We start from the raw sequence: 22,178 nt of genomic DNA, 5'->3' as shown, positions 1-22,178 counted from the left end.
TTTTTTAGAATGAGGAAGTTTTTAGAGTCTATGCTCTAGAAAGTCAAATGATGTCCTCGGGAAGCGATGATTTATCCGCCAGCGGATAGGTCGTAAGATGCCCGGCAACGCACTGAAGAATTAAAGCTCAAGCCATGGCCCCACGAATAAAAACCAGCGAGCGCATCGTGCAGAACAGCCTGGAGCTGTTCAATCAACAGGGTGAACGCAGCATCAGCACCAACCATATCGCTGCGCATATGGAGATTTCTCCGGGCAACCTGTACTACCACTTCCCCAACAAGCAGGCGATCATCGCCGTGTTGTTCAGTGAGTACGAAGCCCTGGTAGAGAGCTTCCTGCGCCCACCCCAGGGCCGCGCCGCGACCGTTGAAGACAAGCGCTTCTACTTGCAGGAACTATTGTCGGCCATGTGGCGCTACCGATTTTTACACCGCGATCTCGAGCACTTGCTCGACAACGATGCGGAACTGGCTGCCCGTTACCGGCGTTTTTCCCAACGGTGCCTGATCCAGGGCACGGCAATTTATGCAGGCTTCGTCGACGCCGGGATCCTGTGCATGGACAAGGTCCAGATCGAGTCCCTGACGCTCAACGCCTGGATCATCCTCACATCCTGGGTGCGCTTTCTGTGCACCACACGGGAAAATTCCAACCACCTCAGCGAACAAGCCATTAAACGTGGCGTGTATCAGGTGCTGGTGCTGGAAGCCGGATTTGTCACGGAGCAAGCGCGCGAGGCGGTCAATGCCTTGTTCGAGGAGTTTTACGTGCCGTTGGCCCAGGCCCTGGAAGAAGTGCAGTAGGATCGACAAAGACTTAACCACAGGAGCCCGCTATGCCCATCGCGCAACTGATCAACCCGAATGCCCTGGACCAGAAAAAGGATCAGGCCGGGTTGGTGATTCTGGATTGTCGTTTTGCCCTCGAAGACCCGGATTATGGCCAGCGCAGCTATGCCCAGGGGCATATCGAGGGGGCCTCGTTCGCGGACCTTGAACGTGACCTCAGCGGCCCCGTGGTCAAGGGTGTCACCGGTCGCCATCCATTGCCGACGCCGCACCACTTGATTCAGCGTTTGCAGGATTGGGGTATCAATAACGACAGCGAAATCGTTTTGTATGACGACGGCCCCGGCATGTATGCCGCGCGGGCCTGGTGGTTGCTGGCGTGGCTGGGCAAGCGCGACGGCGTGTTCATTCTCGACGGTGGCCTCAAGGCCTGGCACGCGGCCGGTTTGCCGCTGAGCCTGGATGCACCGGCCATCACCCGCGGCTCCTTCACCGGCGCGCCGGACCACACCTTGTTAGTGAGCGCCGAAAAACTGCAACAGCGCCTCGGTCAACCGACCCTGACCTTGCTCGACGCCCGGGGTTTGCCGCGTTTTCGTGGCGAGGTCGAGCCGATTGACCCGGTCGCCGGGCACATTCCCGGCGCGCAATGCGCGGCCTTTACCGACAACCTGGATGCCGACGGGCGCTTTCTTCCTGCCGATCAGCTCAAGCAGCGTTTTGCCGCGAAACTGGGCGATCGTTCGCCGACCGAACTGGTGGCGTATTGCGGCTCGGGCGTGACCGCGTGCCATAACCTGTTTGCGTTGTGCCTGGCCGGTTATCCGTTGGGCTCGCTGTATGCCGGGTCGTGGAGCGAGTGGATCACCGATCCTGCGCGGGGCGTCGCTACCGGCGACTAATCGCAAATCCCCTGTGGGAGCGAGCCTGCTCGCGATGGCGGACTGTCAGTCAACATCGTTGTTGAATCTGACGGCCTCATCGTCGGAGCGCCGCCCGGAGCAGGCTCGCTCCCACATGGGTATCAGGGGGCTTTGAGATTCAAAGCAGTCGGGCACTGCGATAAGCCCCGGGCCCTACGCCGTAAACCTTCTTGAACTGCCGGCTCAGATGACTCTGGTCGGCAAAGCCGAGCCGGGTGGCAACGTCCAGCGGCAGGCAGCCTTTCTGTAATAACGCACGGGCCTGGGCGATACGCTGCTGCATCAGCCAGGCGTGCGGCGGCATGCCGGTGGCATGGCGAAACACTCGGGCGAAGTGGAAGGGCGAAAGGTTCACCGCAGCGGCCAGTTCTTCCAGGGAGGGCGGTGCAGCGAGTTGCGCGTGCATCAGTTCCTTGGCCCGGGCGATGGCCCGATGTTCCTGGCCAGGTTGACCGGGCGTTGCCACTGCGGCGTGGCGTTGCAGCAATGCCAGCATCATTTCCCGCCACGCGGTCTGCTGTTGCAGCGCACTGGCAGGGCTCTCCAGCAAACGGTGCAGTTGGCAGAGGCCACTCACCAGGTCCGGGTCGCGATACAGCGTCGCACCAAAGGCCGGCAAGTCGTGGTCAGGCAGCTCAAGTTCGCCCAGCAACGAAAGGATTTGCTGGTTGTCGGGATAGAACGCCCGGTACAACCAGCCGTTGTCCGTCCCTTTGTGGCCAGTGTGTAATTCGTCCGGATTGATCACCACCAGAGTCCCGCTGCCGGCCAGATGTTCGGCGCCACGATAGCGGTAGCGTTGAGCGCCGGCCATGATGATGCCGATGACAAAACCGTCGTGTACGTGAGGGACGAAGCGCTGTTCGATGTAGCGCGCGGACAACAGCTCTACGCCGGCCAAAGGGGCCGTTTGCCAGAAGTGGATTGACTCGCCCGGAGTGGCCTCCATGGCCTTACTCGCGACCTGTGTTGGCCAACCAGGCCGGGATACGCCGCTCCAGGTAGTAACCGGGGTTGCGGAACGTGCCGTCGACAAAGCCGACATGCCCGCCCTTGGCCTGCAATTCGAACTGCGTGCAGTCCGATAACTCGCTGGCGTGCGGCAGGCTGTGGAGAAAGACGAAAGGATCGTCGGCCGCTTGGATGATCAGGGTCGGCGTGCGGATCTCACCGAGAAAATAACGGCTGGAGGCGCGGCGATAATAGTCATGCGCGTCCTTGAAACCGTTCAGTGGCGCAGTCACCCGGCCATCGAAATCCCAGAAAGTGCGCAGGTTCTCCAGTGACCCCAGTCTGGCCAGGGTCTCCAGGCCCTCGTGGTGGCCGTCATGCAGGAACTTCTGTTGCTTGGTCTTGATGTAGGCGAGCATTTCGCGCATGAAGTGCGCTTGATAGATCCGCGAAAATCCCTGGCCGATGCGGTCAGCGCATTGGTCCAGGCGAAAGGGTACCGAGACCGCCACCGCGCCCTGCAACTGACTGCCACTGCCGGTTTCCCCCAGGTGCTTGAGCAGCACATTGCCGCCCAGCGAATAGCCGACGGCGTACAGCGGCGCTGACGGACGGGTGGCTCGAAGGTGGTTGATCGCTGCCGCGAGGTCTTCGCTGGCGCCGGAGTGATAGCTGCGCGGCAACAGATTCGGCTCGCCCGAACAGCCGCGCCAGTTCAGCGCTACGCTGGCCCAGCCTTGGGCGAACAGGGCTTTTTGCAGGCCGGCGACATAGGGCGAGTTCGACGAGCCGGTCAAACCGTGCAACACCAGCACCAGTGGCGCATCGGCGCTGTGCGGCCCGTGCCAGTCCAGGTCAAGAAAGTCGCCATCCTCGAGCCACAAGCGTTCGCGCTCGCGTTCGATGTGCGTGGTTTTGCGCCACAGCGGTCCCCACAAGGTTTGCAAGTGCGGGTTGCCAAGGCCGAAGGCAGGGGTGAAGCGTTCAGGCGGAAAAAACACGATGGCTCTCAATGCAACGGTGCGCAACCTGTGCGCACCTTTTCAGAATAGTCGGTTAACCGGCAATCTTCGCCATACGTTGCCACAACGAACAACAGAGTTGCTCGGTTTTCTGCTTTCCGACGCTGTGATAGTCGCCTGACGGATTGGCAATTACCTGGCAGGTTTGCCGGTAGGCTCTGGCAATGGCTTTTGCAGGACGATCGGTCCCGCGCTGATGATGACCAATTTGTCCATGCTCAGGTGTTTGTTCAATGCGGTTTTGACTTGCTCGACGGTTAGACGCTGGGACTGCTGCATGAAGTCGTCCAAGTGATTCAACGGCAGGTTATAAAAGCCGATAGACGCCAGTTTCGAGACGATTTGTGAGTTGCTGGCAGTGGACTGCGGGAAGCTGCCGGCCAACTCGCGTTTGGCATCCTCAAGTTCTTTTTCGGTCGGACCGGTTTTGAGGTAGTCGTCGAGCAAGTCCTTTACCAGTTTCAGAGTGCCTTCGCTCATTTCGGCGCGGGTCTGCAGCTTGATCATGAACGTACCGCGCGCCTGCATTGGGGAGAAAGCCGAAACCACGCCGTACGTCAGGCCACGTTTCTCGCGGACTTCGCTCATCAGTCGAGTGCCGAAACCGCCGCCAAGGATCTGGTTGCCCATGGACAGTGCCGCGTAGTCTGGATTGTCACGGTCGATACCCAGCTGCGCGAGCATCAGAGTGGTCTGTTTCGATGGGAATTCGATGTGGCTGATGCTGGCCTTGGGTTCTATCGGTTGCGGGATTTTCGCCAGGGCYGGGCCTTTGGGCAGGCTAGCGGATACCTTCGCGGCAATGGCTTCGGCTTCGGCGCGAGACAAGTCGCCCACCAACGCGATCACCACGTTGCCGGCCGCGTAGGCTTTTTCGTGGAATGCGCGCAGCTGTGCCGGGGTGACGGACGGAATGGCTTGCGCCGTGCCATCGCTGGCGTGCGCGTATGGATGATCGCCATACAAACGGTTCATCAACTCAAGGCTCGCCAGTTTGCCGGGGTCACGCTTCTGATCTTCGAAAGCAGCGAGGGTCTGATTACTCAGGCGTGCATACGAGTCGTCAGGGAAGGTCGGCTTGCCTACGACTTCGGCGAAGAGCGTCAATGCCGGATCGCGTTTGTGTTCCAGGTCTGAATATCAAGCGTACGGTGACTGGGTGCCTTGCTGTCGAGTTCAGTCAGCGATTGCAGCATCTGGCCGGAGTTTTCCTTGTCTGGCACTTCACCGTCGCCGGACTCATCCCCATCCTCTTTATTAGCCTCCGTTGGCAGTATATGAGCGACGCTGAGCCGCTCGCGGGTGAAATACAGCCTGGCGGCTTTCTGGATGTCTTCTGGCGTTACGCTTTCCAGTTCGGCCAGTTCGGTGTCCATCAGTTTCCACGACAGACCGAAGGTTTCCAGTCGGCCGATAGTGGTGGCCTGACGGGTGATCGAGTCACGCTCGTAAACCAGCTCGGCGATGACCTGCGCGCGTACGCGCCCCAGTTCTTCAGTGGTTGGCGGAGTGGTTTTCAGCTGGTCCAGCAGCCTCCACAAACCGGCTTCGGCCTGGGCGATGGTTTTGTTTTTATGGCTGTTGGGTGTCGCCGACAGGAGGAACAGGCTGTCGCCCCGGGTGTAGGCGCTATAGCTCGACGAACCGTCGGACACCAGCTCTTCATCGCGTTGCAGTTGCGTCGGGATGCGCGCGCTGTGGCCGTCGCCGAGCAGGGCCGAAATCAGGCGCAAGGCATTCACAGAGCGTTTGTCTTTGGCGGTGGCAATGCTCGGCACGTTGAAGGTCAGCATCAGGCTGGGCACTTGGGTCTTCACGTGCAGCGTGATCTGGCGTTCACCGGGCCTTGCCAGTTCCAACGGTATTTTCGCGGCCGGCACATTGCGTCTGGCGATCGGGCCGAAGTAGCGCTGGGCCAGGGTTTTGACTTCGTTCGGGGTCACGTCGCCAACCACCACCAGCGTGGCGTTGTTCGGTGCATACCAGGACTGATACCAGTGGCGCAGTTCTTCGACCTTCATCCGTTCGAGGTCCGCCATCCAGCCTATGGTCGGCGTGTGATAACCGCTGGCCGGGTAGGCCATGGCCTTGAAGCGTTCGTGGCATTGGCCAGTGGTTTGTCATCGGTGGTCTGGCGACGTTCTTCCTTGATGACTTCGATCTCCCGGGCGAACTCGTCGGCCGGCAGAAGCAGATTGGCCATGCGGTCCGCTTCCAGTTCGAAGGCCACGCCCAGACGATCTCGAGCCAGCGTTTGGTAGTACGCGGTGGAGTCGCTGCTGGTGAAGGCGTTGAATTTGGTACCGAGCTCGCGCAGAAGCGGCAAGAGTTTGCCTGGGCCGACTTTTTTGCTGCCCATGAACATCATGTGTTCCAGAGCGTGGGACAAGCCGGTCTGACCCGGAGGCTCGTAGCTGGCGCCGACCTTGTACCAGACTTGGGACGCTACCACCGGTGCCCGATGATCCTCGCGCACGATGACCTTGAGGCCGTTATCGAGTGTGAACTCGGTAGTTGAACTGGAAGTTGTCTCGTTAGTTAATGCGTTCATTCCGTTAATAGTCCTTTGCGTCCATGCGATTTGTTTCGCAAGTTCACAATGAACTAAAGGAAAAGAACTAAGCAAACCGGGTATGTTGCTGTTTGAAAAAACGGGAGGGCGCCCCGAGCAAGCGGTTCGCCCGTCCAGGCGATTCCTTTAAGAATTTAGTTCAGTGCTTCGCTGCCACAACGCGTAGTAGACCCGCCCGGACTTTTGCTCCCGGTGCAGGCGCCAGCCCGCTGGCAGGCCGAGGGTTGATGGCGCGGTTTCACTTTCAGTGTAGATCCACGCGTTGTCGGCGAGCCATTGGCGTTCTTCAAGCAGCGTGCAAACGGCGGGCAACAGGTTCTGGTTGAACGGCGGGTCGAGGAACACCAGGTCGTAGGCGATCGCTGGCTGGGTTTCCAGGTAGCGCAAGGCATCGGCGGTTTGCACCTGGCCGACGGTGCAACGCAGCGTTCCCAAATGCTCTTTCAGGCTGGAAACCGCCAGGCTGCTGGCGTCCAGCGCCTGGCCCATGGCGGCGCCACGGGACAGCGCTTCGAGAAACAGCGCGCCGCTGCCGGCAAACGGGTCGAGCACCTTGGCCCCGGCCACATACGGTGCGAGCCAGTTGAACAGGGTTTCACGCACGCGGTCGGGCGTCGGGCGCAGGCCCGGAGCGTCCGGGAAACTCAGCCGACGGCTGCGCCATTCGCCGCCGATGATGCGCAATTGGTTCACGCCGTTGTGCACGTTATGAACAGGTTTCTTGGGACGCGATGGACTGGCCATTAATGCTCCGGAACCCCGAGCGGCTGCTCGGTTGGTTTGTCAGTGGGGGCCGGTAACGGCTTTTGCGGCACGGTCGGGCCAGCAGAAACGATGACCATTTTGTCCGTGCTCAGGTGTTTGTTCATTGCTGCGGTGACCTGCTCGACCGTCAGGCTTTGCGACTGCCGCATGAAGTCTTCAAGGTAACTCAGCGGCAAGTCATAGAAACCCATGGCGCCCAGTTGGCCAACGATATCGGCGTTGCTGGCGTTGGACAGCGGGAAGCTGCCGGCCAGTTCACGCTTGGCGTCGTCGAGTTCTTTCTGGGTCGGGCCGGTTTTCAAGTAGTCCGCGAGCACATCCTGCACCAGTTTGAGCGTGCCTTCGCTCATTTCGGCGCGGGTTTGCAGGTTGACCATGAACGGGCCACGGGCCTGCATTGGCGTGAAACCGGAGTAGACGCCATAGGTCAGGCCACGTTTTTCACGTACTTCGCTCATCAGTCGGGTGCCGAAGCCACCGCCGCCGAGGATCTGGTTGCCCAGGGAGATGGCCGCATAGTCCGGATCACTACGGTCGATGCCCAATTGCGCGAGCATCAGGTTGGTTTGCTTGGACGGAAACTCGATGTGTCCGATGCTGGCTTTCGGTTCAACCGGTTGTCCGATTTTCGCCAGCGCCGGGCCTTTTGGCAGTGCGGCGGAAATCTGTGCAGCAATCGCTTCGGCTTCGCTGCGTGACAAGTCGCCCACCAGTGCAATCACCACGTTGCCCGCGGCATAGGCTTTCTCGTGAAAAGCCCGCAATTGCGCCACGGTAATCGATGGGACACTTTGCGCGTCGCCGTCGCTTGAATGTGCGTAAGGGTGATCGCCATACAGGCGCTTCATCAGCTCCAGGCTCGCCAGTTTGCCGGGGTTCTGCTTCTGGTATTCGAAGCCGGCAAGCAACTGGTTCTTGATGCGTGCCAAGGAGTCGGTCGGGAATGTCGGTTTGCCGACCACTTCAGCGAACAGCTTCAGCGCCGGTTCGCGTTTATCCACAGCACTCAGGCTGCGCAACGTGGCGACGGCCATGTCTTTGTAGGCGCCGTTGCCGAAGTTTGCGCCAAGGCCTTCGAAGCCTTCAGCGATCTTGCCGACATCTTTGCCGGCGATACCTTCGTTGAGCATGGCATTGGTCAGCACGGCCAGCCCTGGTTTATCACCGTCCTGACTGCTGCCGGCGGCGAAGATCAGGCGCATGTCGAACATCGGCAGTTCCGGGGCTGCAACGAACAGCACCTTGGCGCCCTCAGCGGTTTTCCAGGTTTGCACATCCAACTTACGGTGGCTCGGCGCTTTACCGTCGAGTTCGGTCAGTGATTGCAGCTTTTTGCTGGCCTTGGCCTGGTCGAGGGCTTCGCTGGCATTGGTCTCGGTCGAACGGCTGAGGTAGAAACCGAACGCGGCGACCAGTGCGACGAGTATCAGGCCGATCAGGACCAGGCGTGGTTTTTTACTCTCACTCATGAGCGGTTTCCTCGGGCAGTGGCAGTACATGCGCAACGCTGAGACGTTCGCGAGTGAAATAGGTACGGGCGGCTTTCTGGATGTCTTCCGGTGTCACGCTTTGCAGCTCGGCGAGTTCGGTGTCCATCAACTTCCACGACAGACCGACGGTTTCCAGCTGACCAATGGCAGTGGCCTGGCTGGTGATCGAATCACGCTCGTAGACCAGGCCGGCGATCACTTGTGCGCGTACGCGTTCAACTTCATCAGCCGACGGCGCGGTGGTTTTCAGCTGTTCGAGCAGTTTCCACAGGCCGGCTTCGACCTGGGCCATGGTTTTGTGTTTCTGAGTGTTCGGCGATGCCGACAAGGTAAACAGGCTGTCCCCGCGGGTGTAGGCGTCGTAGCTCGATGAACCACCTGAGACCAGTTCTTCGCCGCGCTCCAGTTGCGCCGAGATGCGCGCGCTGTAGCCGCCATCAAGCAATGCCGCGATCAACCGCAGGGCATTGACCGAGCGTTTGTCTTGCGCGGTGGCGATGCTCGGCACGTTGAAGGCCAGCATCAGGCTCGGCAATTGCGTCTGTACATGCAGGGTGATCTGGCGCTCGCCGGGCTCGGCCAGTTCCAGCGGAATCTTCGCTGGCGGCACGTCGCGCTTCGGGATCGGTCCGAAGTAGCGCTGGGCCAGGGCTTTGACTTCGTCCGGGGTTACGTCACCGACCACCACCAGCGTGGCGTTGTTCGGCACGTACCAGGATTTATACCAGTGGCGCAGCTCTTCGACCTTCATGCGGTCCAGGTCAGCCATCCAGCCGATGGTCGGCGTGTGGTAGCCGCTGGCCGGGTAGGCCATGGCCTTGAAGCGCTCGTAAGCCTTGGCCATCGGCTTGTCGTCGGTGCGCATGCGGCGCTCTTCCTTGATCACTTCGATCTCGCGGCTGAACTCGTCGGCCGGCAGGCGCAGGTTGGCCATGCGATCGGCTTCCAGCTCAAAGGCCACACCCAGGCGATCACGCGCCAGCACCTGGTAATACGCGGTGTAGTCGTCGCTGGTGAAGGCGTTCTCTTCGGCGCCGAGGTCGCGCAGGATCAACGACGCTTCGCCGGGGCCGACTTTCTCGCTGCCCTTGAACATCATGTGTTCCAGGGCGTGGGACAAACCGGTCTGGCCCGGGGTTTCGTAGCTGGAGCCAACCTTGTACCAGATCTGGGAAACCACCACGGGTGCCCGATGATCCTCGCGCACGACGACCTTGAGGCCGTTGTCGAGGGTGAATTCGTGGGTTGGTTGGGGGTCGGCAGCCAAAGCTGAAAGGGGCAGACAAACTGTGCTGAGCAGCAGGCCTGCAGCGCGGCGGGCTAGAGCATTCATTCGTTTTTAAACCTGTTGGGCTGCCCGCTAGGTCTTAGCGTCAGCGGGCTAGAGGGTGCTAGGATAACGGTCCGTTTTACTGGCGGCCACGTCTATCAGGCTTTTGTGCTTGATCAGGCTGTATGGGTTCACGGCGGAAAGCCTCTGTTTATCAGCTAAACTCCGCTTTTTCGCCGATTTTGCCAGTTCAGTCCTTCGTAAAATCGATCCTTGAGGTGCTGTTGAGCACTTCGACAAAATGTTGCGCGTGAACAAGCTGGGTGAAACGCAGTCTGTTCTGCATCGAATATTTATTTGCCGAGGCGCCATTGGCGCGTCGCTACCGTGAGATAGCCGTCCTCCATGTTTGGTTCCAACGACGACAAGAAGACCCCAGCTGCAGCTGGCGAGAAGAAAAGCCTGTTCGGATGGCTGCGCAAAAAGCCGCAGGCACCCGCCGTCGAACAGCCACAGCCACTTCCAGAGGTTACGCCTGAGCCGGTAAAAGAAGCTGCGCCTGTTGTGCAAGCACCGGCCGCCGCCGTATTGCCGATAACCGAGCCGGTAGTGCAACCGGTTGTCGAGCCAGCGCCTGCGCCCGTGGCTGAAGTACCGCGCGCGCCGGAAGTCGTACACAAACCGTGGTTGACGTTGCCGGTAGCTGAAGAGCCGGTGGCCCTGGTCGAAAACGAGCTGGCGCCGCATGTCACGCCACCGATTCCTGCGCCGACAGTGATCCAGCAAGCGGTAGAGCTGCTGGTGGTCGAGCCGGTCCCGGTCATCGATCCGGCGGCTGAACAGCTGACGGTTGATGAGCCTGATCTGCCTCAGCCGGTGATTGCCGCATTCGTGGCGCCAGAACGTGCTCCAGAACCTGCCCCAGCGCCGGCACCCGTTGTCGCGGCACCGGTAACACCGCCAGCGCCGGTCGTTCCGGTTGCGGCTCCGGTTGCGGCCGAACCGGCTCGCACCGAAGAAACCAAAGCCGGCTTCTTTGCCCGCCTCAAGCAAGGCCTGTCGAAAACCAGCGCCAGCATCGGCGAGGGCATGGCCAGCCTGTTCTTCGGCAAGAAGATCATCGATGACGAACTGCTCGAAGACATTGAAACCCGCCTGCTGACCGCTGACGTTGGCGTCGAAGCGACATCGGTGATCATCCAGAGCCTGACCCAGAAGGTCGCGCGCAAGCAGTTGGCCGATGCCGATGCCCTGTACAAATCCTTGCAAGCCGAGCTTGCCAACATGCTCAAGCCTGTCGAGCAACCGCTGAAAATCACCTCACAGAACAAGCCGTTCGTGATTCTGGTGGTCGGCGTCAACGGCGCCGGCAAAACCACCACCATCGGTAAGTTGGCGAAGAAGCTGCAACTCGAAGGCAAGAAAGTCATGCTCGCAGCCGGTGATACCTTCCGCGCCGCGGCCGTCGAGCAATTGCAGGTCTGGGGCGAACGCAACAAGATCCCGGTGATCGCCCAGCACACCGGCGCCGACTCGGCTTCGGTTATCTTCGATGCGGTACAGGCCGCCAAGGCCCGTGGCATTGACGTGTTGATCGCCGATACCGCCGGTCGGCTGCACACCAAAGACAACCTGATGGAAGAACTGAAAAAGGTTCGCCGGGTGATCAGCAAACTCGACGCCGATGCGCCGCATGAGGTGCTGCTGGTGCTCGACGCCGGCACTGGTCAGAACGCCATCAACCAGGCCAAGCAATTCAACCAGACGGTCGAACTGACCGGCCTGGCCCTGACCAAACTCGATGGCACGGCCAAGGGCGGGGTGATTTTCGCCCTGGCCAAGCAGTTTGGCCTGCCGATTCGCTACATCGGTGTCGGCGAAGGCATCGATGACTTGCGTACCTTTGAAGCAGAACCCTTTGTCCAGGCACTATTTGCCGAGCGGGAGCGTTCATGATTCGTTTCGAACAGGTCGGTAAGCGCTATCCGAACGGTCACGTCGGCTTGCATGAGCTGAGCTTTCGAGTCCGTCGGGGCGAGTTMTTGTTTGTCACCGGCCACTCCGGTGCCGGTAAAAGTACCCTGCTGCGGCTGTTGCTCGCGATGGAACGTCCGACCACCGGCAAACTGCTGCTGGCCGGGCAGGACCTGGCGACCATCAGCAACGCGCAGATCCCGTACCTGCGTCGGCAGATTGGTGTGGTGTTCCAGAACCACCAGTTGTTGTTCGACCGTACGGTGTTCAACAACGTCGCCTTGCCGTTGCAGATTCTTGGTTTGTCCAAGGCTGAAATCGCCAAGCGCGTGGATTCGGCCCTGGAGCGCGTTGCACTCTCGGACAAGACCGACCTCTATCCAGGTGATCTGTCCACCGGTCAGCAACAGCGCGTCGGCATTGCCCGCGCCATCGTCCATCGCCCGGCCTTGCTGCTGGCGGACGAACCGACCGGTAACCTCGACCCGCGTCTGGCGGCAGAAATCATGGGTGTTTTCGAAGACATCAATCGTCTGGGCACCAGCGTGCTGATCGCCAGTCACGATCTGGCGCTGATCGCTCGCATGCGTCATCGCATGCTGACCTTGCAACGTGGCCGATTGATCGGCGACGGGGAGGCCGGGGTATGAGTGCAACACGCAGTCCGAAGGTTTCCGAACGCGTGGCCCCGAAGGCCGCCGATCCGCAGCCACAGAAGAAAAAGCGCGACGAAGACGAGGGTCCGGACTTCAGCACCTTGCTGCGCGCCTGGATCGAAAGTCACCGCGCCAGTTTGCTGGACAGCCTGCGACGTCTGGGCAAGCAGCCCATCGGCAGTTTCTTCACCTGTCTGGTGATGGCGGTTGCCCTGAGTTTGCCGATGGGCTTGTCGTTGCTGCTGAACAATGTCGAACGCCTGGGGGGTTCCTGGCAGCGTGCGGCGCAGATCTCGCTTTACCTGCAGATCGATGCCAGCGCCAATGAAGGCGAGCAACTGCGCGAGCAGATCAAAGGCATGCCGGGTGTAGCCGATGCCGAATACATCAGCCGCGAACAGGCGCTGGAAGAGTTCCAGCAGCAGTCCGGTCTGGGCGAGGCACTCAAGGAGCTGCCGCAAAACCCGTTGCCTGGCGTGGTGCTGGTCACTCCGAAGGAAGTCGACAAGGCGACTCTTGAAGCATTAAGACAAAAACTTTCCGAGTTGCCGAAGGTACAACAGGCGCAACTTGATCTAGTCTGGGTCGAGCGTTTGGCGGCCATCCTCAAGCTGGGCGAGCGGTTTGTCTTCGGTCTGACGGTGCTTCTGGTTTCTGCATTACTTTTGGTGATAGGCAATACCATTCGTCTTCATATTGAAAACCGCCGCACAGAGATAGAAGTGATTAAACTTGTCGGTGGCACTGACAGTTATGTGCGCAGGCCTTTTCTGTACATGGGCGCGCTCTATGGCTTCGGTGCGGGGATTCTGTCCTGGGGTGTTCTGGCGTTTGGCCTGAACTGGCTGAACGACGCAGTGGTTGGGCTGGCCGGCTTGTATGGCAGTAATTTCGCGTTGGCCGGGGTCCCGGTTGCCGATGGGCTGTCACTCTTGCTAGGCGCAGTGCTGTTGGGGTATATCGGTGCATGGATTGCGGTAGCGCGCCATTTGAGAGAGCTCGCACCGAAGTAGTGTCTTATTGCTTGTATGACCTTTCAGCGTATAGGGGAACTTGTCCTTCGGTTCCCGGTCAACTTTTCGCAGTGCTGAACTGCACGAGTTATGTGAGTCGGAGGTTTTTTCGTATGACCACTTCTTTGCAACCTGCTTATGCTCTGGTCCCAGGCGCGAACCTGGAGGCTTATGTGCATACGGTGAACAGCATTCCATTGCTGACACCGGAGCAGGAGCGTGAACTGGCCGAGAGTCTCTACTATGAGCAGGATTTGGGGGCGGCTCGGCAGATGGTGCTCGCCCACCTGCGTTTTGTTGTACATATTGCCCGTAGCTATTCCGGCTACGGCCTGGCCCAGGCTGACCTGATTCAGGAAGGCAACGTTGGCTTGATGAAAGCGGTCAAGCGCTTCAACCCGGAAATGGGCGTGCGTCTGGTGTCCTTTGCGGTGCACTGGATCAAGGCTGAAATCCACGAATTCATCCTGCGCAACTGGCGCATCGTCAAGGTCGCCACGACCAAGGCCCAGCGCAAGCTGTTCTTCAACCTGCGTAGCCAGAAAAAACGCTTGGCATGGCTGAACAACGAGGAAGTCCATCGCGTAGCTGAAAGCCTCGGCGTAGAGCCGCGGGAAGTTCGCGAGATGGAAAGCCGCCTGACCGGCCACGACATGGCCTTCGACCCGGCCGCCGAAGCGGACGACGACAGCGCTTTCCAGTCGCCGGCCAACTATCTGGAAGACCACCGGTACGACCCGGCCCGTCAACTGGAAGATGCCGACTGGACCGACAACTCCACCCACAACCTGCACGAAGCGCTGGAAGTGCTGGACGACCGCAGCCGTGACATCCTCTACCAGCGCTGGCTGGCAGAAGAAAAAGCCACGCTGCACGACCTGGCGCAGAAGTACAACGTGTCGGCCGAGCGTATTCGTCAGCTCGAGAAGAGTGCGATGAACAAGCTCAAGCTGTCGATTGCTGCTTAAGCGGTAACGCAATAAAAAACGCCCCGATCATTGATCGGGGCGTTTTTGTTTGTGCCCAATAATCCTGCCTCGCACCGGCCCCTGTGGGAGCGAGCCTGCTCGCGAAAGCGTCGGATCAGTCGATATCGATGTTAAATGTTCAACCGTCATCGCGAGCAGGCTCGCTCCCACAGTGGAGCTTCAGTGCTGCTGGAGTTGTGATTGACTACTGGTTCCACGGCGCCCGGCGCGAAGAGTTGATCCCGATCAGGTAGCTGTCGCCACCCAACTGGCTCATCTGCTGCCGAATCCAGCTGGCGCGGCGCAATACATAGGGGCTCGGATGGCCGGCGCTCCAGACTCGCGGGTTTGGCAGTACCGCGGCCAGCAAACTGGCCTGCTGACGGCTCAGCGACCGGGCGCTCACGCCAAAGTGATGGCGGGCGGCCGCTTCGGCGCCAAACACGCCGTCATCCCATTCCACGCTGTTGAGGTACACCTCAAGAATCCGCTGCTTGGGCCAGAACACTTCGATCAGACCGGTAAACCAGGCTTCCAGCCCTTTGCGCAGCCAGCTGCGGCCGGACCACAGGAACAGGTTCTTCGACACTTGCTGGCTCAAGGTGCTGGCGCCGCGGATCGAGCCACCGAGTTCGTTGTGGGCCAGAGCAGCCTGAATCGCGCCGAAGTCAAAACCCCAGTGCTCGGGGAATTTCTGGTCTTCGCCAGCCATCACCGCGACCTTCAGGTCATCGGAAATGTTTTCCCACGGCTGCCAGTTGCGCTGCACGTCGATAGGCTCGCCATCGACCCAGGATTCGATCTTGCGCTCGACCATCAACGCCGTCCCCGGAGGCGGAACGACGCGAAACACCAGCACCAGCAACACGCTGCCACAGGCGAACCAGAGCAGGGCTTTTGTGAAACGGCGGAACAATAAACGCAGCATAGAGATGGCTTGGCCGAACCCGTCGAGCGGGCCATTATACAGACCCTGCCCGATGATTCTGACTGGAGTTCCTCATGCTGCGTGGCTTTCTGATGCTGGCCGCTTTTTTCGGTTTCTCGGGCGTGGGTCTGGGCGCATTTGCCGCCCATGGCCTGAAAGACCGCCTGAGTGCCGAATACCTGGCGATTTTCCACACCGGCGTCACCTACCAACTGGTGCACACCCTGGCGCTGTTGGGCGTAGCACTGCTGGCCGTGCAGATTCCCGGGCGTTTGATCACGTGGGCCGGTGTATCATTTGCCATCGGCATCCTGTTGTTTTCCGGCAGCCTGTACCTGCTGACCCTGACCGGCGTCAGCAAGCTTGGCATCGTTACGCCGTTCGGCGGGTTGGCGTTCCTTGTGGGCTGGCTGTGCCTGGGAATTGCCGCTTGGCGCTTGAGCTGACTTAAGAGTCCGTTTCAAGACGAATGGCTTGGGTCGACCTGACTGATCGGGCTAGAATGCTGGCCCCTAAAAATGATGGCGGCATCCGGCATGCGCATTCAGTTGAACGGCGAATCCCTTGAACTGCCCGACGGCGAAACCGTTGCGGCCCTGCTGACCCGTCTGGAACTGACCGGACGCCGGGTGGCGGTCGAGCTCAATCTGGATATCGTCCCGCGCAGCCAGCATGCTGAAACAACGCTGAACGACGGTGACTCGGTCGAAGTCGTTCACGCCATCGGCGGCGGCTAGTAGCCAGCAGGCGAATCCCGAGCCCTACACGCATTCTGCAAGAACCTCACCCCAACAGAGGATTTCCGATGAGCAACGTACGCAGCGACAAGCCGTTCGTCCTGGCCGGTCGTACTTACCAGTCGCGATTGCTGGTAGGTACCGGCAAGTACCGCGACATGGAAGAAACCCGCCTGGCCATCGAAGCCTCGGGTGCCGAAATCGTCACCTTCGCCGTGCGCCGCACCAACCTCGGCCAGAACCCGGGCGAACCGAACCTGCTCGAAGTCCTGTCGCCGGATCGCTACACCTTCCTGCCGAACACCGCCGGGTGCTTCGACGCTACCGAGGCTGTGCGCACCTGCCGCCTGGCCCGTGAGCTGCTCGGCGGCCACAACCTGGTGAAGCTGGAAGTGCTGGCGGACCAGAAAACCCTGTTCCCTAACGTGATCGAAACCCTCAAGGCCGCCGAAGTGCTGGTCAAGGAAGGTTTCGACGTGATGGTCTACACCAGCGATGACCCGATCATCGCCCGTCAACTGGCGGAAATCGGCTGCATCGCAGTCATGCCGCTGGCCGGTCTGATCGGTACGGGCCTGGGGATCTGCAACCCGTACAACCTGCAGATCATCCTCGAAGAAGCCAAGATCCCGGTGTTGGTGGATGCTGGTGTCGGTACTGCATCCGACGCCACCATTGCCATGGAACTGGGTTGCGAAGCGGTGCTGATGAACTCGGCCATCGCCCACGCCCAGCAGCCGATCATGATGGCTGAAGCGATGAAACACGCCATTGTTGCAGGTCGTCTGGCGTACCTCGCCGGGCGCATGCCGAAAAAACTCTATGCCAGCGCTTCCTCGCCGCTGGATGGTCTGATCAAGTAAGAGCCATTGATGACTGAATCGAACGACACGCCTATCCAGACGGAAACAGGCGAAGAGCGCCAACACCGCCGCATCAAGAGTTTCGTGATGCGCGCCGGGCGCATGACCGAAGGCCAGCAGCGCGGCCTGGACCAGGGCACGCCGCTGTTCGTCCTGCCGCTGGCCGACGCGCCGGTGGACTTCGACCAGGTGTTTGGTCGCTCGGCACCGCGCTCGCTGGAAATCGGCTTTGGCATGGGCCATTCGCTGCTGGAAATGGCCGCGGCTTCGCCGGATCAGGATTTCATTGGCGTTGAAGTACACCGTCCTGGTGTCGGCGCGTTGCTCAATGGCGTGCTGACTCAAGGCCTGACCAACCTGCGGGTCTACGATTGCGATGCGATCGAAGTGCTCAACCGGTGCGTGGCCGATAACAGCCTCGATCGCCTGATGCTGTTTTTCCCGGACCCTTGGCACAAGAGCCGTCACCACAAGCGTCGCATCGTTCAGGCGTCGTTCGCTGAGTTGGTACGCAGCAAGTTGAAAGTCGGTGGTGTGCTGCACATGGCTACCGACTGGGAACCGTATGCCGAGTACATGCTGGAAGTGATGAACGTCGCGCCGGGCTACCGCAACCTCGCGGCCATAACATTCAACATCCAAGTTGACTGTCAGGCCGTCATCGCGAGCAGGCTCGCTCCCACAGTTGTTTTGTGTCGGGTTCGGGCTCAGCGGCGGTCGGCGACGACGCCGATCAACACCAGCACCACCAGCAACACCGGTGCCAGGCTGTAGTTGTTGAACTGGCTCAGGCCGCGAACGATCCACGGCGTGGCGTAGATCAGTGCGGCGCCGCTGCCGATCATGCACACCAGGGCCATCAACGGGACGCGCAAGGCGCCGGCGATGCTGCCCAGGCGTTGATCGATCCAGCCTTTGATATCGGCGCCAAACAGCACGAGCAGGCAGCCCACCAGCGCCAGGGCGATTTCCGACAGGTTGCTACGGCTCCAGCGGGACACGGTGGCAAGCAGATCGAGTACCAAATCCATTCGATTTCCTTAAGTCAGAAAATTCTGCAGCAAGTCATTGAGGAATAGTTGTCCGCGCATCGTCGCCGCCAGACGTGACGGTTCGACCTGCAACAAGCCACTTTGTTCGGCCTCGCGGCGGCCTTCGGCAAGGCTTTCCAGTGTCAGTCCGGTGCGCTCTGGATACAGGCGCGACTCGACACCTTCGGTCAAGCGCAGGGCATTCATCAGGAACTCGAACGGCAGCTCTTCGTTGGTCAGGGCTTTCTCACCCGCCTGAAAGCTTTTTGCCGGGTTGAGGTAGTCCTTTGGCAGGCGAGTCTTCCAGGTGCGGACAATGCGTCCGTCCGGATGGCTGAGCTTGCCGTGAGCCCCGGCACCGATACCGATGAAGTCGCCAAAACTCCAGTAGTTGAGGTTATGCCGCGCCGGACGACCGGGTTGGGCATACGCCGACACTTCGTATTGGGCGTAACCGTGTTCGGCCAACAGCGCCTGGCCAGCCTCTTGAATGTCCCACAGGGTGTCATCTTCCGGCAGGGTTGGCGGCTGGTTCCAGAACACCGTGTTCGGCTCCAGCGTCAGCTGATACCAGGACAGGTGAGTCGGCTTCAGCGCGATAGCCTGACGCAGGTCGTCCAGCGCGTCGTCCAGGGACTGATCGGGCAAACCGTGCATCAGGTCCAGGTTGAAGTTATCGAACCCGGCCTGTCGGGCCATGCCAGCCGCGCGAATCGCTTCATCGCCGTTGTGGATCCGGCCCAGGGCCTTGAGTTTCTCTTGCTGGAAGCTCTGGATGCCGATCGACAGGCGATTGATGCCCAAGGCACGGTAAGCGACGAATTTTTCCTGTTCGAAGGTCCCGGGGTTGGCTTCCAGGGTGATTTCGATATCGCTGGCAAACGGGATTCGCTGTTCCACACCTTTGAGCAAACGGCCCAACGCTTGCGCGCTGAACAGGCTCGGTGTGCCGCCACCGAAGAAGATCGAGCTCAGCTCGCGGCCGTAAACCGCGTGCAGGTCTTGATCGAGGTCGGCCAGCAGGGCGTCCACGTACTCTTCTTCCGGCAGCACCGGGCTTGCGGTGTGGGAGTTGAAGTCGCAATAAGGGCATTTGCGTACACACCACGGAATGTGGATGTACAGCGCCAGGGGCGGCAGCACTGGCAAGGCCGCCCGAGGCGATTGCGCGCCGCCGTAAATCAGCGGCGACGCGGACGAGTCGTGGGTCATTTCAGGCTCAGGCGTTGGCGCAGCAAATCCATTGCACGGGCGCGGTGGCTGAGCTGGTTTTTCTCGGCCGGGTTCAATTCTGCACTGGAGCAATTGCGCTCCGGCACCCAGAACAGCGGATCGTAGCCAAAACCGTGTTCACCGCTGGCTTCGGTCAGGATGCGCCCATGCCACAGGCCTTCGCAGAGAATCGGCAGCGGATCATCGGCGTGGCGTACCAGCGCCAGTACGCACACAAACTGCGCACCGCGTTCTGCTTCGGGGACGTCTTTGAGCACGTCAAGCAGCTTGGCATTGTTCGCCGCGTCGCCCTGGCCGTCGGCGTAACGCGCCGAGTAGATGCCCGGCGCACCGCCGAGGAAGTCCACTGCCAGCCCCGAATCATCGGCCAGTGCCGGCAAACCGGAAATGCGCGAGGCATTGCGGGCCTTGAGGATGGCGTTTTCGACGAACGACAGGCCGGTTTCTTCAGGCTCGACGCTGCTGAACTCGCCAATCGAGCGCAGGCGCACCGATTCGCCGAGCATGGCCTGGAGTTCTTTGAGTTTGCCGGCGTTATGGCTGGCCAATACGAGTTGCGTGAAATTGATCATTCGCCGGGGAAGAGCTCTTGGTTGAAATTGATGGTGTTGATCTTGTCGCCGGTTTGCACGTTGATTTCGAAGGTGCGGACTTCTTGTTGATCCACCGGGAACTGGGCGATGTAGTAGACCGCTCCGGTTTCGGTAATCTGTTTGAACTTCAGCGGGACGCTTTTACTGGTCAGGTCTTTCACCGTGCCACTGACCTGGGCGATGACTGGTTTGTTGGCCTTGATCACCGACACATTGATCACGCCCTGATTCTTGCTGCGGACCAGTTCGGCGTTTTTGGCGATATCCGGCGTCAGGTAGGTGGAGTTGAAGGTGTTGTAGTGCACCGTCACGTCACCGAAGGTTTCCTGGCGCTCGCCTTTGATAGGTTCAGCGGCCATGGCGCTGGCGCTCAGGCAGGCTGTTAATAGAAGCAGGGCTAGACGACCCATGATCGTTCTCCTTGAAAAACCTCGTTAAACCGCTACCTGGTGATCCTGCAGGCCAGGACTGCTGACGCGGTAGATGCCAATCTCACCTAATAGATTAGGCCATAGCTTACTGGCCCACCCGTGTCGGTGTTGTTGATCGACAGCAAGCCGATCGATGACCTTGGCTTCACGTTCGCGGCATAGCGCTTCAAAGTCTTCAAAGGTGCAGAAGTGGATGTTCGGCGTGTTGTACCAGGTGTATGGCAAAAACTCCGAAACCGGCATCCGGCCCTTGCTCGCCAGGTACCAACGGCAGCGCCAGTGACCGAAGTTGGGGAAGGTGATGATGCACTGACGACCGACCCGCAGCATTTCATCGAGGATCTTGTCCGGGTAATGCACGGCTTGCAGGGCCTGGGTCATCACCACGATGTCGAAACTGTTGCTGGCAAAGTTGCCCAGGCCCTTGTCCAGGTCCTGCTCGATGACGTTGATGCCCTTGGCCACGCATTCGGCGATGTTGTCCGCATCGTTTTCCAGGCCGTAGCCGGTCACTTGCTTGTTATCGCGTAGCCAGGTCAGCAACTCGCCGTCACCGCAACCGAGGTCGAGCACGCGGCTGCCGGCGGGGATCCATTCCTGGATGATTTCCAGATCGGCTCTCATGTCTTCCTCAAAGCGAAATTCGGTTCATGTAATTGCGAAACGCCTGCAAGTAGCGCGGGATCGGAATCAGGAAGGCGTCGTGGCCTTGCGGAGCATCGATCTCCAGGTAGCAAACGTCTTTCTTGGCCGCCATCAGCGCGTCCACCAGTTCCCGCGAGCGGGCCGGGGAGAAGCGCCAGTCGGTGGTGAAGGACATCACGCAGAACTTGGCCTGGGCTGCCTCGAAGGTTTTCGCCAGGTTATCGTCGAAGTTCGCTGCTGGATCGAAGTAGTCCAGCGCCTTGGTCATCAGCAGGTAGGTGTTGGCATCAAAACGCCCGGAGAACTCCTCGCCCTGATAACGCAGGTAGCTTTCGACCTGGAACTCGACGCTGTGGAAGTCGTAGTTGAGCTTTTCACTCTTCAGGCCACGGCCGAATTTCTCGCCCATGGAATCGTCCGACAGGTAGGTGATGTGCCCGACCATCCGCGCCAGCATCAGCCCGCGCTTGGGGATCACGCCGTGCTCCTGGAACGAGCCGCCATGGAAATCCGGATCGGTGAGGATCGCCTGGCGCGCCACTTCGTTGAAGGCGATGTTCTGCGCCGAGAGTTTCGGCGCCGAGGCAATGGCCAGGCAGTGACGGATACGATCAGGGTAAGTGATGCTCCACTGTATCGCCTGCATCCCGCCCAGGCTGCCGCCGATCACGGCGGTCCACTGGTTGATGCCGATCCGGTCCGCCAGACGCGCCTGGCTGTGCACCCAGTCTTCCACGGTCAGCACCGGGAAGTCGGCACCGAACGGCTTGCCGGTGTCCGGGTTGATGCTGCTCGGGCCGGTAGATCCGTTGCAGCCGCCGAGGTTGTTCAGGCTGACCACGAAGAACTTGTTGGTGTCGATCGGTTTGCCCGGGCCAATGCAGCTGTCCCACCAACCGGGTTTACGGTCTTCGGTACTGTGATAACCGGCGGCGTGATGGTGACCGGACAAGGCATGGCAAATCAGCACGGCGTTGCTCGCCGTGGCGTTCAGCGTGCCGTAGGTTTCATAGATCAGGTCATAGGCTGGCAATGAGCGGCCGCAGGCAAGGGCCAGGGGCTCGCTGAAGTGCGCCACTTGCGGCGTCACCAGACCAACAGAATCGGCGGGAAAGGCAGTTGGCATCGACCCTGCTCTCGTTGAAATGAGGCGTAAGTCTAATGAGCAGGGCTCCCAGCGGCAAGCAAAGGCCGGGCCTGATTTCATTCGGCTGGACCGAGGTGGGGCAATCGCGAGCAGGCTCGCTCCCACAGGGGAGTGCATTCCAATGTGGGAGCGGGCTTGCTCGCGAATGCAGCGCCTCGGTGGATCAGGTCTGTCG

The 22,178-nt window shown here is 60.1% G+C and carries 21 protein-coding genes and 3 pseudogenes; 10 read left to right on the top strand and 14 right to left on the bottom strand.

All coding sequences use genetic code 11. The features are described 5' to 3' along the window. Positions 1 to 134: 134 nt before the first annotated feature. Both AC1DH9_RS08800 and AC1DH9_RS08795 read left to right on the top strand, forming a co-directional pair. A complete protein-coding gene (locus AC1DH9_RS08800) occupies positions 135 to 806 on the top strand; it encodes a TetR/AcrR family transcriptional regulator (RefSeq protein WP_427543934.1) in 672 nt (223 codons plus the stop codon). A 32-nt stretch (positions 807 to 838) separates the two neighbouring features. Further along, positions 839 to 1,693, top strand: coding sequence for a sulfurtransferase (locus AC1DH9_RS08795; RefSeq protein WP_427543931.1), 855 nt, complete (start codon positions 839 to 841; stop codon positions 1,691 to 1,693). 139 nt (positions 1,694 to 1,832) lie between these two features. Here the strand turns inward: AC1DH9_RS08795 and AC1DH9_RS08790 are convergent, their stop codons facing one another. The 7 genes and pseudogenes from AC1DH9_RS08790 to AC1DH9_RS08760 all read right to left on the bottom strand — a co-directional run bounded on the left by AC1DH9_RS08790 (position 1,833) and on the right by AC1DH9_RS08760 (position 9,847). Then, entirely contained in the window at positions 1,833 to 2,663 is an 831-nt protein-coding gene (locus AC1DH9_RS08790) for an AraC family transcriptional regulator (RefSeq protein WP_427543928.1), read from the bottom strand. Positions 2,664 to 2,667: 4 nt separating this feature from the next. Continuing rightward, entirely contained in the window at positions 2,668 to 3,666 is a 999-nt protein-coding gene (locus AC1DH9_RS08785; protein ID WP_427543925.1) for a hydrolase, read from the bottom strand. A 153-nt stretch (positions 3,667 to 3,819) separates the two neighbouring features. After that, positions 3,820 to 4,928, bottom strand: a pseudogene (locus AC1DH9_RS08780) (M16 family metallopeptidase); the annotation flags it as partial. A 9-nt stretch (positions 4,929 to 4,937) separates the two neighbouring features. After that, positions 4,938 to 6,238: pseudogene (locus AC1DH9_RS08775) on the bottom strand (M16 family metallopeptidase); the annotation flags it as partial. Between the two features lie 147 nt (positions 6,239 to 6,385). Next, positions 6,386 to 7,003, bottom strand: coding sequence for a 16S rRNA (guanine(966)-N(2))-methyltransferase RsmD (gene rsmD / locus AC1DH9_RS08770; RefSeq protein WP_427543922.1), 618 nt, complete (start codon positions 7,001 to 7,003; stop codon positions 6,386 to 6,388). Further along, positions 7,003 to 8,493 carry a M16 family metallopeptidase gene (locus tag AC1DH9_RS08765; protein WP_427543919.1) on the bottom strand — a complete coding sequence of 497 codons (1,491 nt, stop codon included), beginning with the start codon at positions 8,491 to 8,493 and terminating at the stop codon, positions 7,003 to 7,005. The genes rsmD and AC1DH9_RS08765 overlap by 1 nt, the downstream gene beginning before the upstream one ends. Next, entirely contained in the window at positions 8,486 to 9,847 is a 1,362-nt protein-coding gene (locus tag AC1DH9_RS08760) for a M16 family metallopeptidase (protein WP_427531895.1), read from the bottom strand. The genes AC1DH9_RS08765 and AC1DH9_RS08760 overlap by 8 nt, the downstream gene beginning before the upstream one ends. Before the next feature lie 342 nt (positions 9,848 to 10,189). On the opposite strand from AC1DH9_RS08760, the gene ftsY reads away from it, so the two are divergent. From ftsY to rpoH, 4 genes are all read left to right on the top strand, one after another. After that, positions 10,190 to 11,740: a signal recognition particle-docking protein FtsY gene (gene ftsY, locus AC1DH9_RS08755; RefSeq protein WP_427543916.1), complete on the top strand. Its 1,551-nt coding sequence runs from the start codon at positions 10,190 to 10,192 to the stop codon at positions 11,738 to 11,740. Further along, positions 11,737 to 12,408: a cell division ATP-binding protein FtsE gene (ftsE, locus tag AC1DH9_RS08750; RefSeq protein ID WP_477808055.1), complete on the top strand. Its 672-nt coding sequence runs from the start codon at positions 11,737 to 11,739 to the stop codon at positions 12,406 to 12,408. The genes ftsY and ftsE overlap by 4 nt, the downstream gene beginning before the upstream one ends. After that, positions 12,405 to 13,427 carry a permease-like cell division protein FtsX gene (ftsX, locus tag AC1DH9_RS08745; RefSeq protein WP_427543913.1) on the top strand — a complete coding sequence of 341 codons (1,023 nt, stop codon included), beginning with the start codon at positions 12,405 to 12,407 and terminating at the stop codon, positions 13,425 to 13,427. The genes ftsE and ftsX overlap by 4 nt, the downstream gene beginning before the upstream one ends. Positions 13,428 to 13,540: 113 nt before the next feature. Continuing rightward, complete coding sequence (gene rpoH, locus AC1DH9_RS08740; protein WP_019694095.1) at positions 13,541 to 14,395, top strand: RNA polymerase sigma factor RpoH; 855 nt, start codon at positions 13,541 to 13,543, stop codon at positions 14,393 to 14,395. Positions 14,396 to 14,600: 205 nt separating this feature from the next. On the opposite strand, the gene mtgA is transcribed toward rpoH, so the two are convergent. Continuing rightward, entirely contained in the window at positions 14,601 to 15,323 is a 723-nt protein-coding gene (gene mtgA, locus AC1DH9_RS08735; RefSeq protein ID WP_427531902.1) for a monofunctional biosynthetic peptidoglycan transglycosylase, read from the bottom strand. A gap of 74 nt (positions 15,324 to 15,397) precedes the next feature. On the opposite strand from mtgA, the gene AC1DH9_RS08730 reads away from it, so the two are divergent. The 4 genes and pseudogenes from AC1DH9_RS08730 to trmB all read left to right on the top strand — a co-directional run. Further along, a complete protein-coding gene (locus tag AC1DH9_RS08730) occupies positions 15,398 to 15,769 on the top strand; it encodes a DUF423 domain-containing protein (protein WP_427543910.1) in 372 nt (123 codons plus the stop codon). 90 nt (positions 15,770 to 15,859) lie between these two features. After that, on the top strand, positions 15,860 to 16,060 hold the full coding sequence (thiS, locus tag AC1DH9_RS08725; RefSeq protein ID WP_007897898.1) for a sulfur carrier protein ThiS: 201 nt from the start codon (positions 15,860 to 15,862) through the stop codon (positions 16,058 to 16,060). Positions 16,061 to 16,128: 68 nt separating this feature from the next. Beyond that, positions 16,129 to 16,923 carry a thiazole synthase gene (locus AC1DH9_RS08720; RefSeq protein ID WP_019694092.1) on the top strand — a complete coding sequence of 265 codons (795 nt, stop codon included), beginning with the start codon at positions 16,129 to 16,131 and terminating at the stop codon, positions 16,921 to 16,923. Between the two features lie 9 nt (positions 16,924 to 16,932). After that, positions 16,933 to 17,544, top strand: a pseudogene (trmB, locus tag AC1DH9_RS08715) (tRNA (guanosine(46)-N7)-methyltransferase TrmB); the annotation flags it as partial. 86 nt (positions 17,545 to 17,630) lie between these two features. On the opposite strand, the gene AC1DH9_RS08710 reads toward trmB, so the two are convergent. From AC1DH9_RS08710 to metX, 6 genes are read right to left on the bottom strand one after another with little or no spacing between them, the layout of a single operon-like run. Further along, complete coding sequence (locus tag AC1DH9_RS08710) at positions 17,631 to 17,954, bottom strand: DUF3392 domain-containing protein (protein ID WP_054594469.1); 324 nt, start codon at positions 17,952 to 17,954, stop codon at positions 17,631 to 17,633. Between the two features lie 9 nt (positions 17,955 to 17,963). Further along, positions 17,964 to 19,166: a radical SAM family heme chaperone HemW gene (hemW, locus tag AC1DH9_RS08705; protein ID WP_427543903.1), complete on the bottom strand. Its 1,203-nt coding sequence runs from the start codon at positions 19,164 to 19,166 to the stop codon at positions 17,964 to 17,966. Continuing rightward, complete coding sequence (rdgB, locus tag AC1DH9_RS08700; RefSeq protein ID WP_427543900.1) at positions 19,163 to 19,759, bottom strand: RdgB/HAM1 family non-canonical purine NTP pyrophosphatase; 597 nt, start codon at positions 19,757 to 19,759, stop codon at positions 19,163 to 19,165. The genes hemW and rdgB overlap by 4 nt, the downstream gene beginning before the upstream one ends. Beyond that, positions 19,756 to 20,190: a DUF4426 domain-containing protein gene (locus tag AC1DH9_RS08695; RefSeq protein ID WP_442114410.1), complete on the bottom strand. Its 435-nt coding sequence runs from the start codon at positions 20,188 to 20,190 to the stop codon at positions 19,756 to 19,758. Before AC1DH9_RS08695 ends, rdgB begins: the two co-directional genes overlap by 4 nt. Positions 20,191 to 20,214: 24 nt before the next feature. Further along, positions 20,215 to 20,835 (bottom strand): methionine biosynthesis protein MetW, encoded by a 621-nt coding sequence (gene metW, locus AC1DH9_RS08690; protein ID WP_071552963.1) that lies wholly within the window; start codon positions 20,833 to 20,835, stop codon positions 20,215 to 20,217. A 7-nt stretch (positions 20,836 to 20,842) separates the two neighbouring features. Beyond that, positions 20,843 to 21,982, bottom strand: a complete 1,140-nt coding sequence (gene metX / locus AC1DH9_RS08685) for a homoserine O-succinyltransferase MetX (protein WP_427543894.1) — start codon at positions 21,980 to 21,982, stop codon at positions 20,843 to 20,845. Positions 21,983 to 22,178: the final 196 nt, after the last annotated feature.

It is taken from the genome of Pseudomonas sp. 05T35 (genome assembly GCF_056396605.1).
This window is presented reverse-complemented; position numbering and strand designations above follow the sequence as displayed.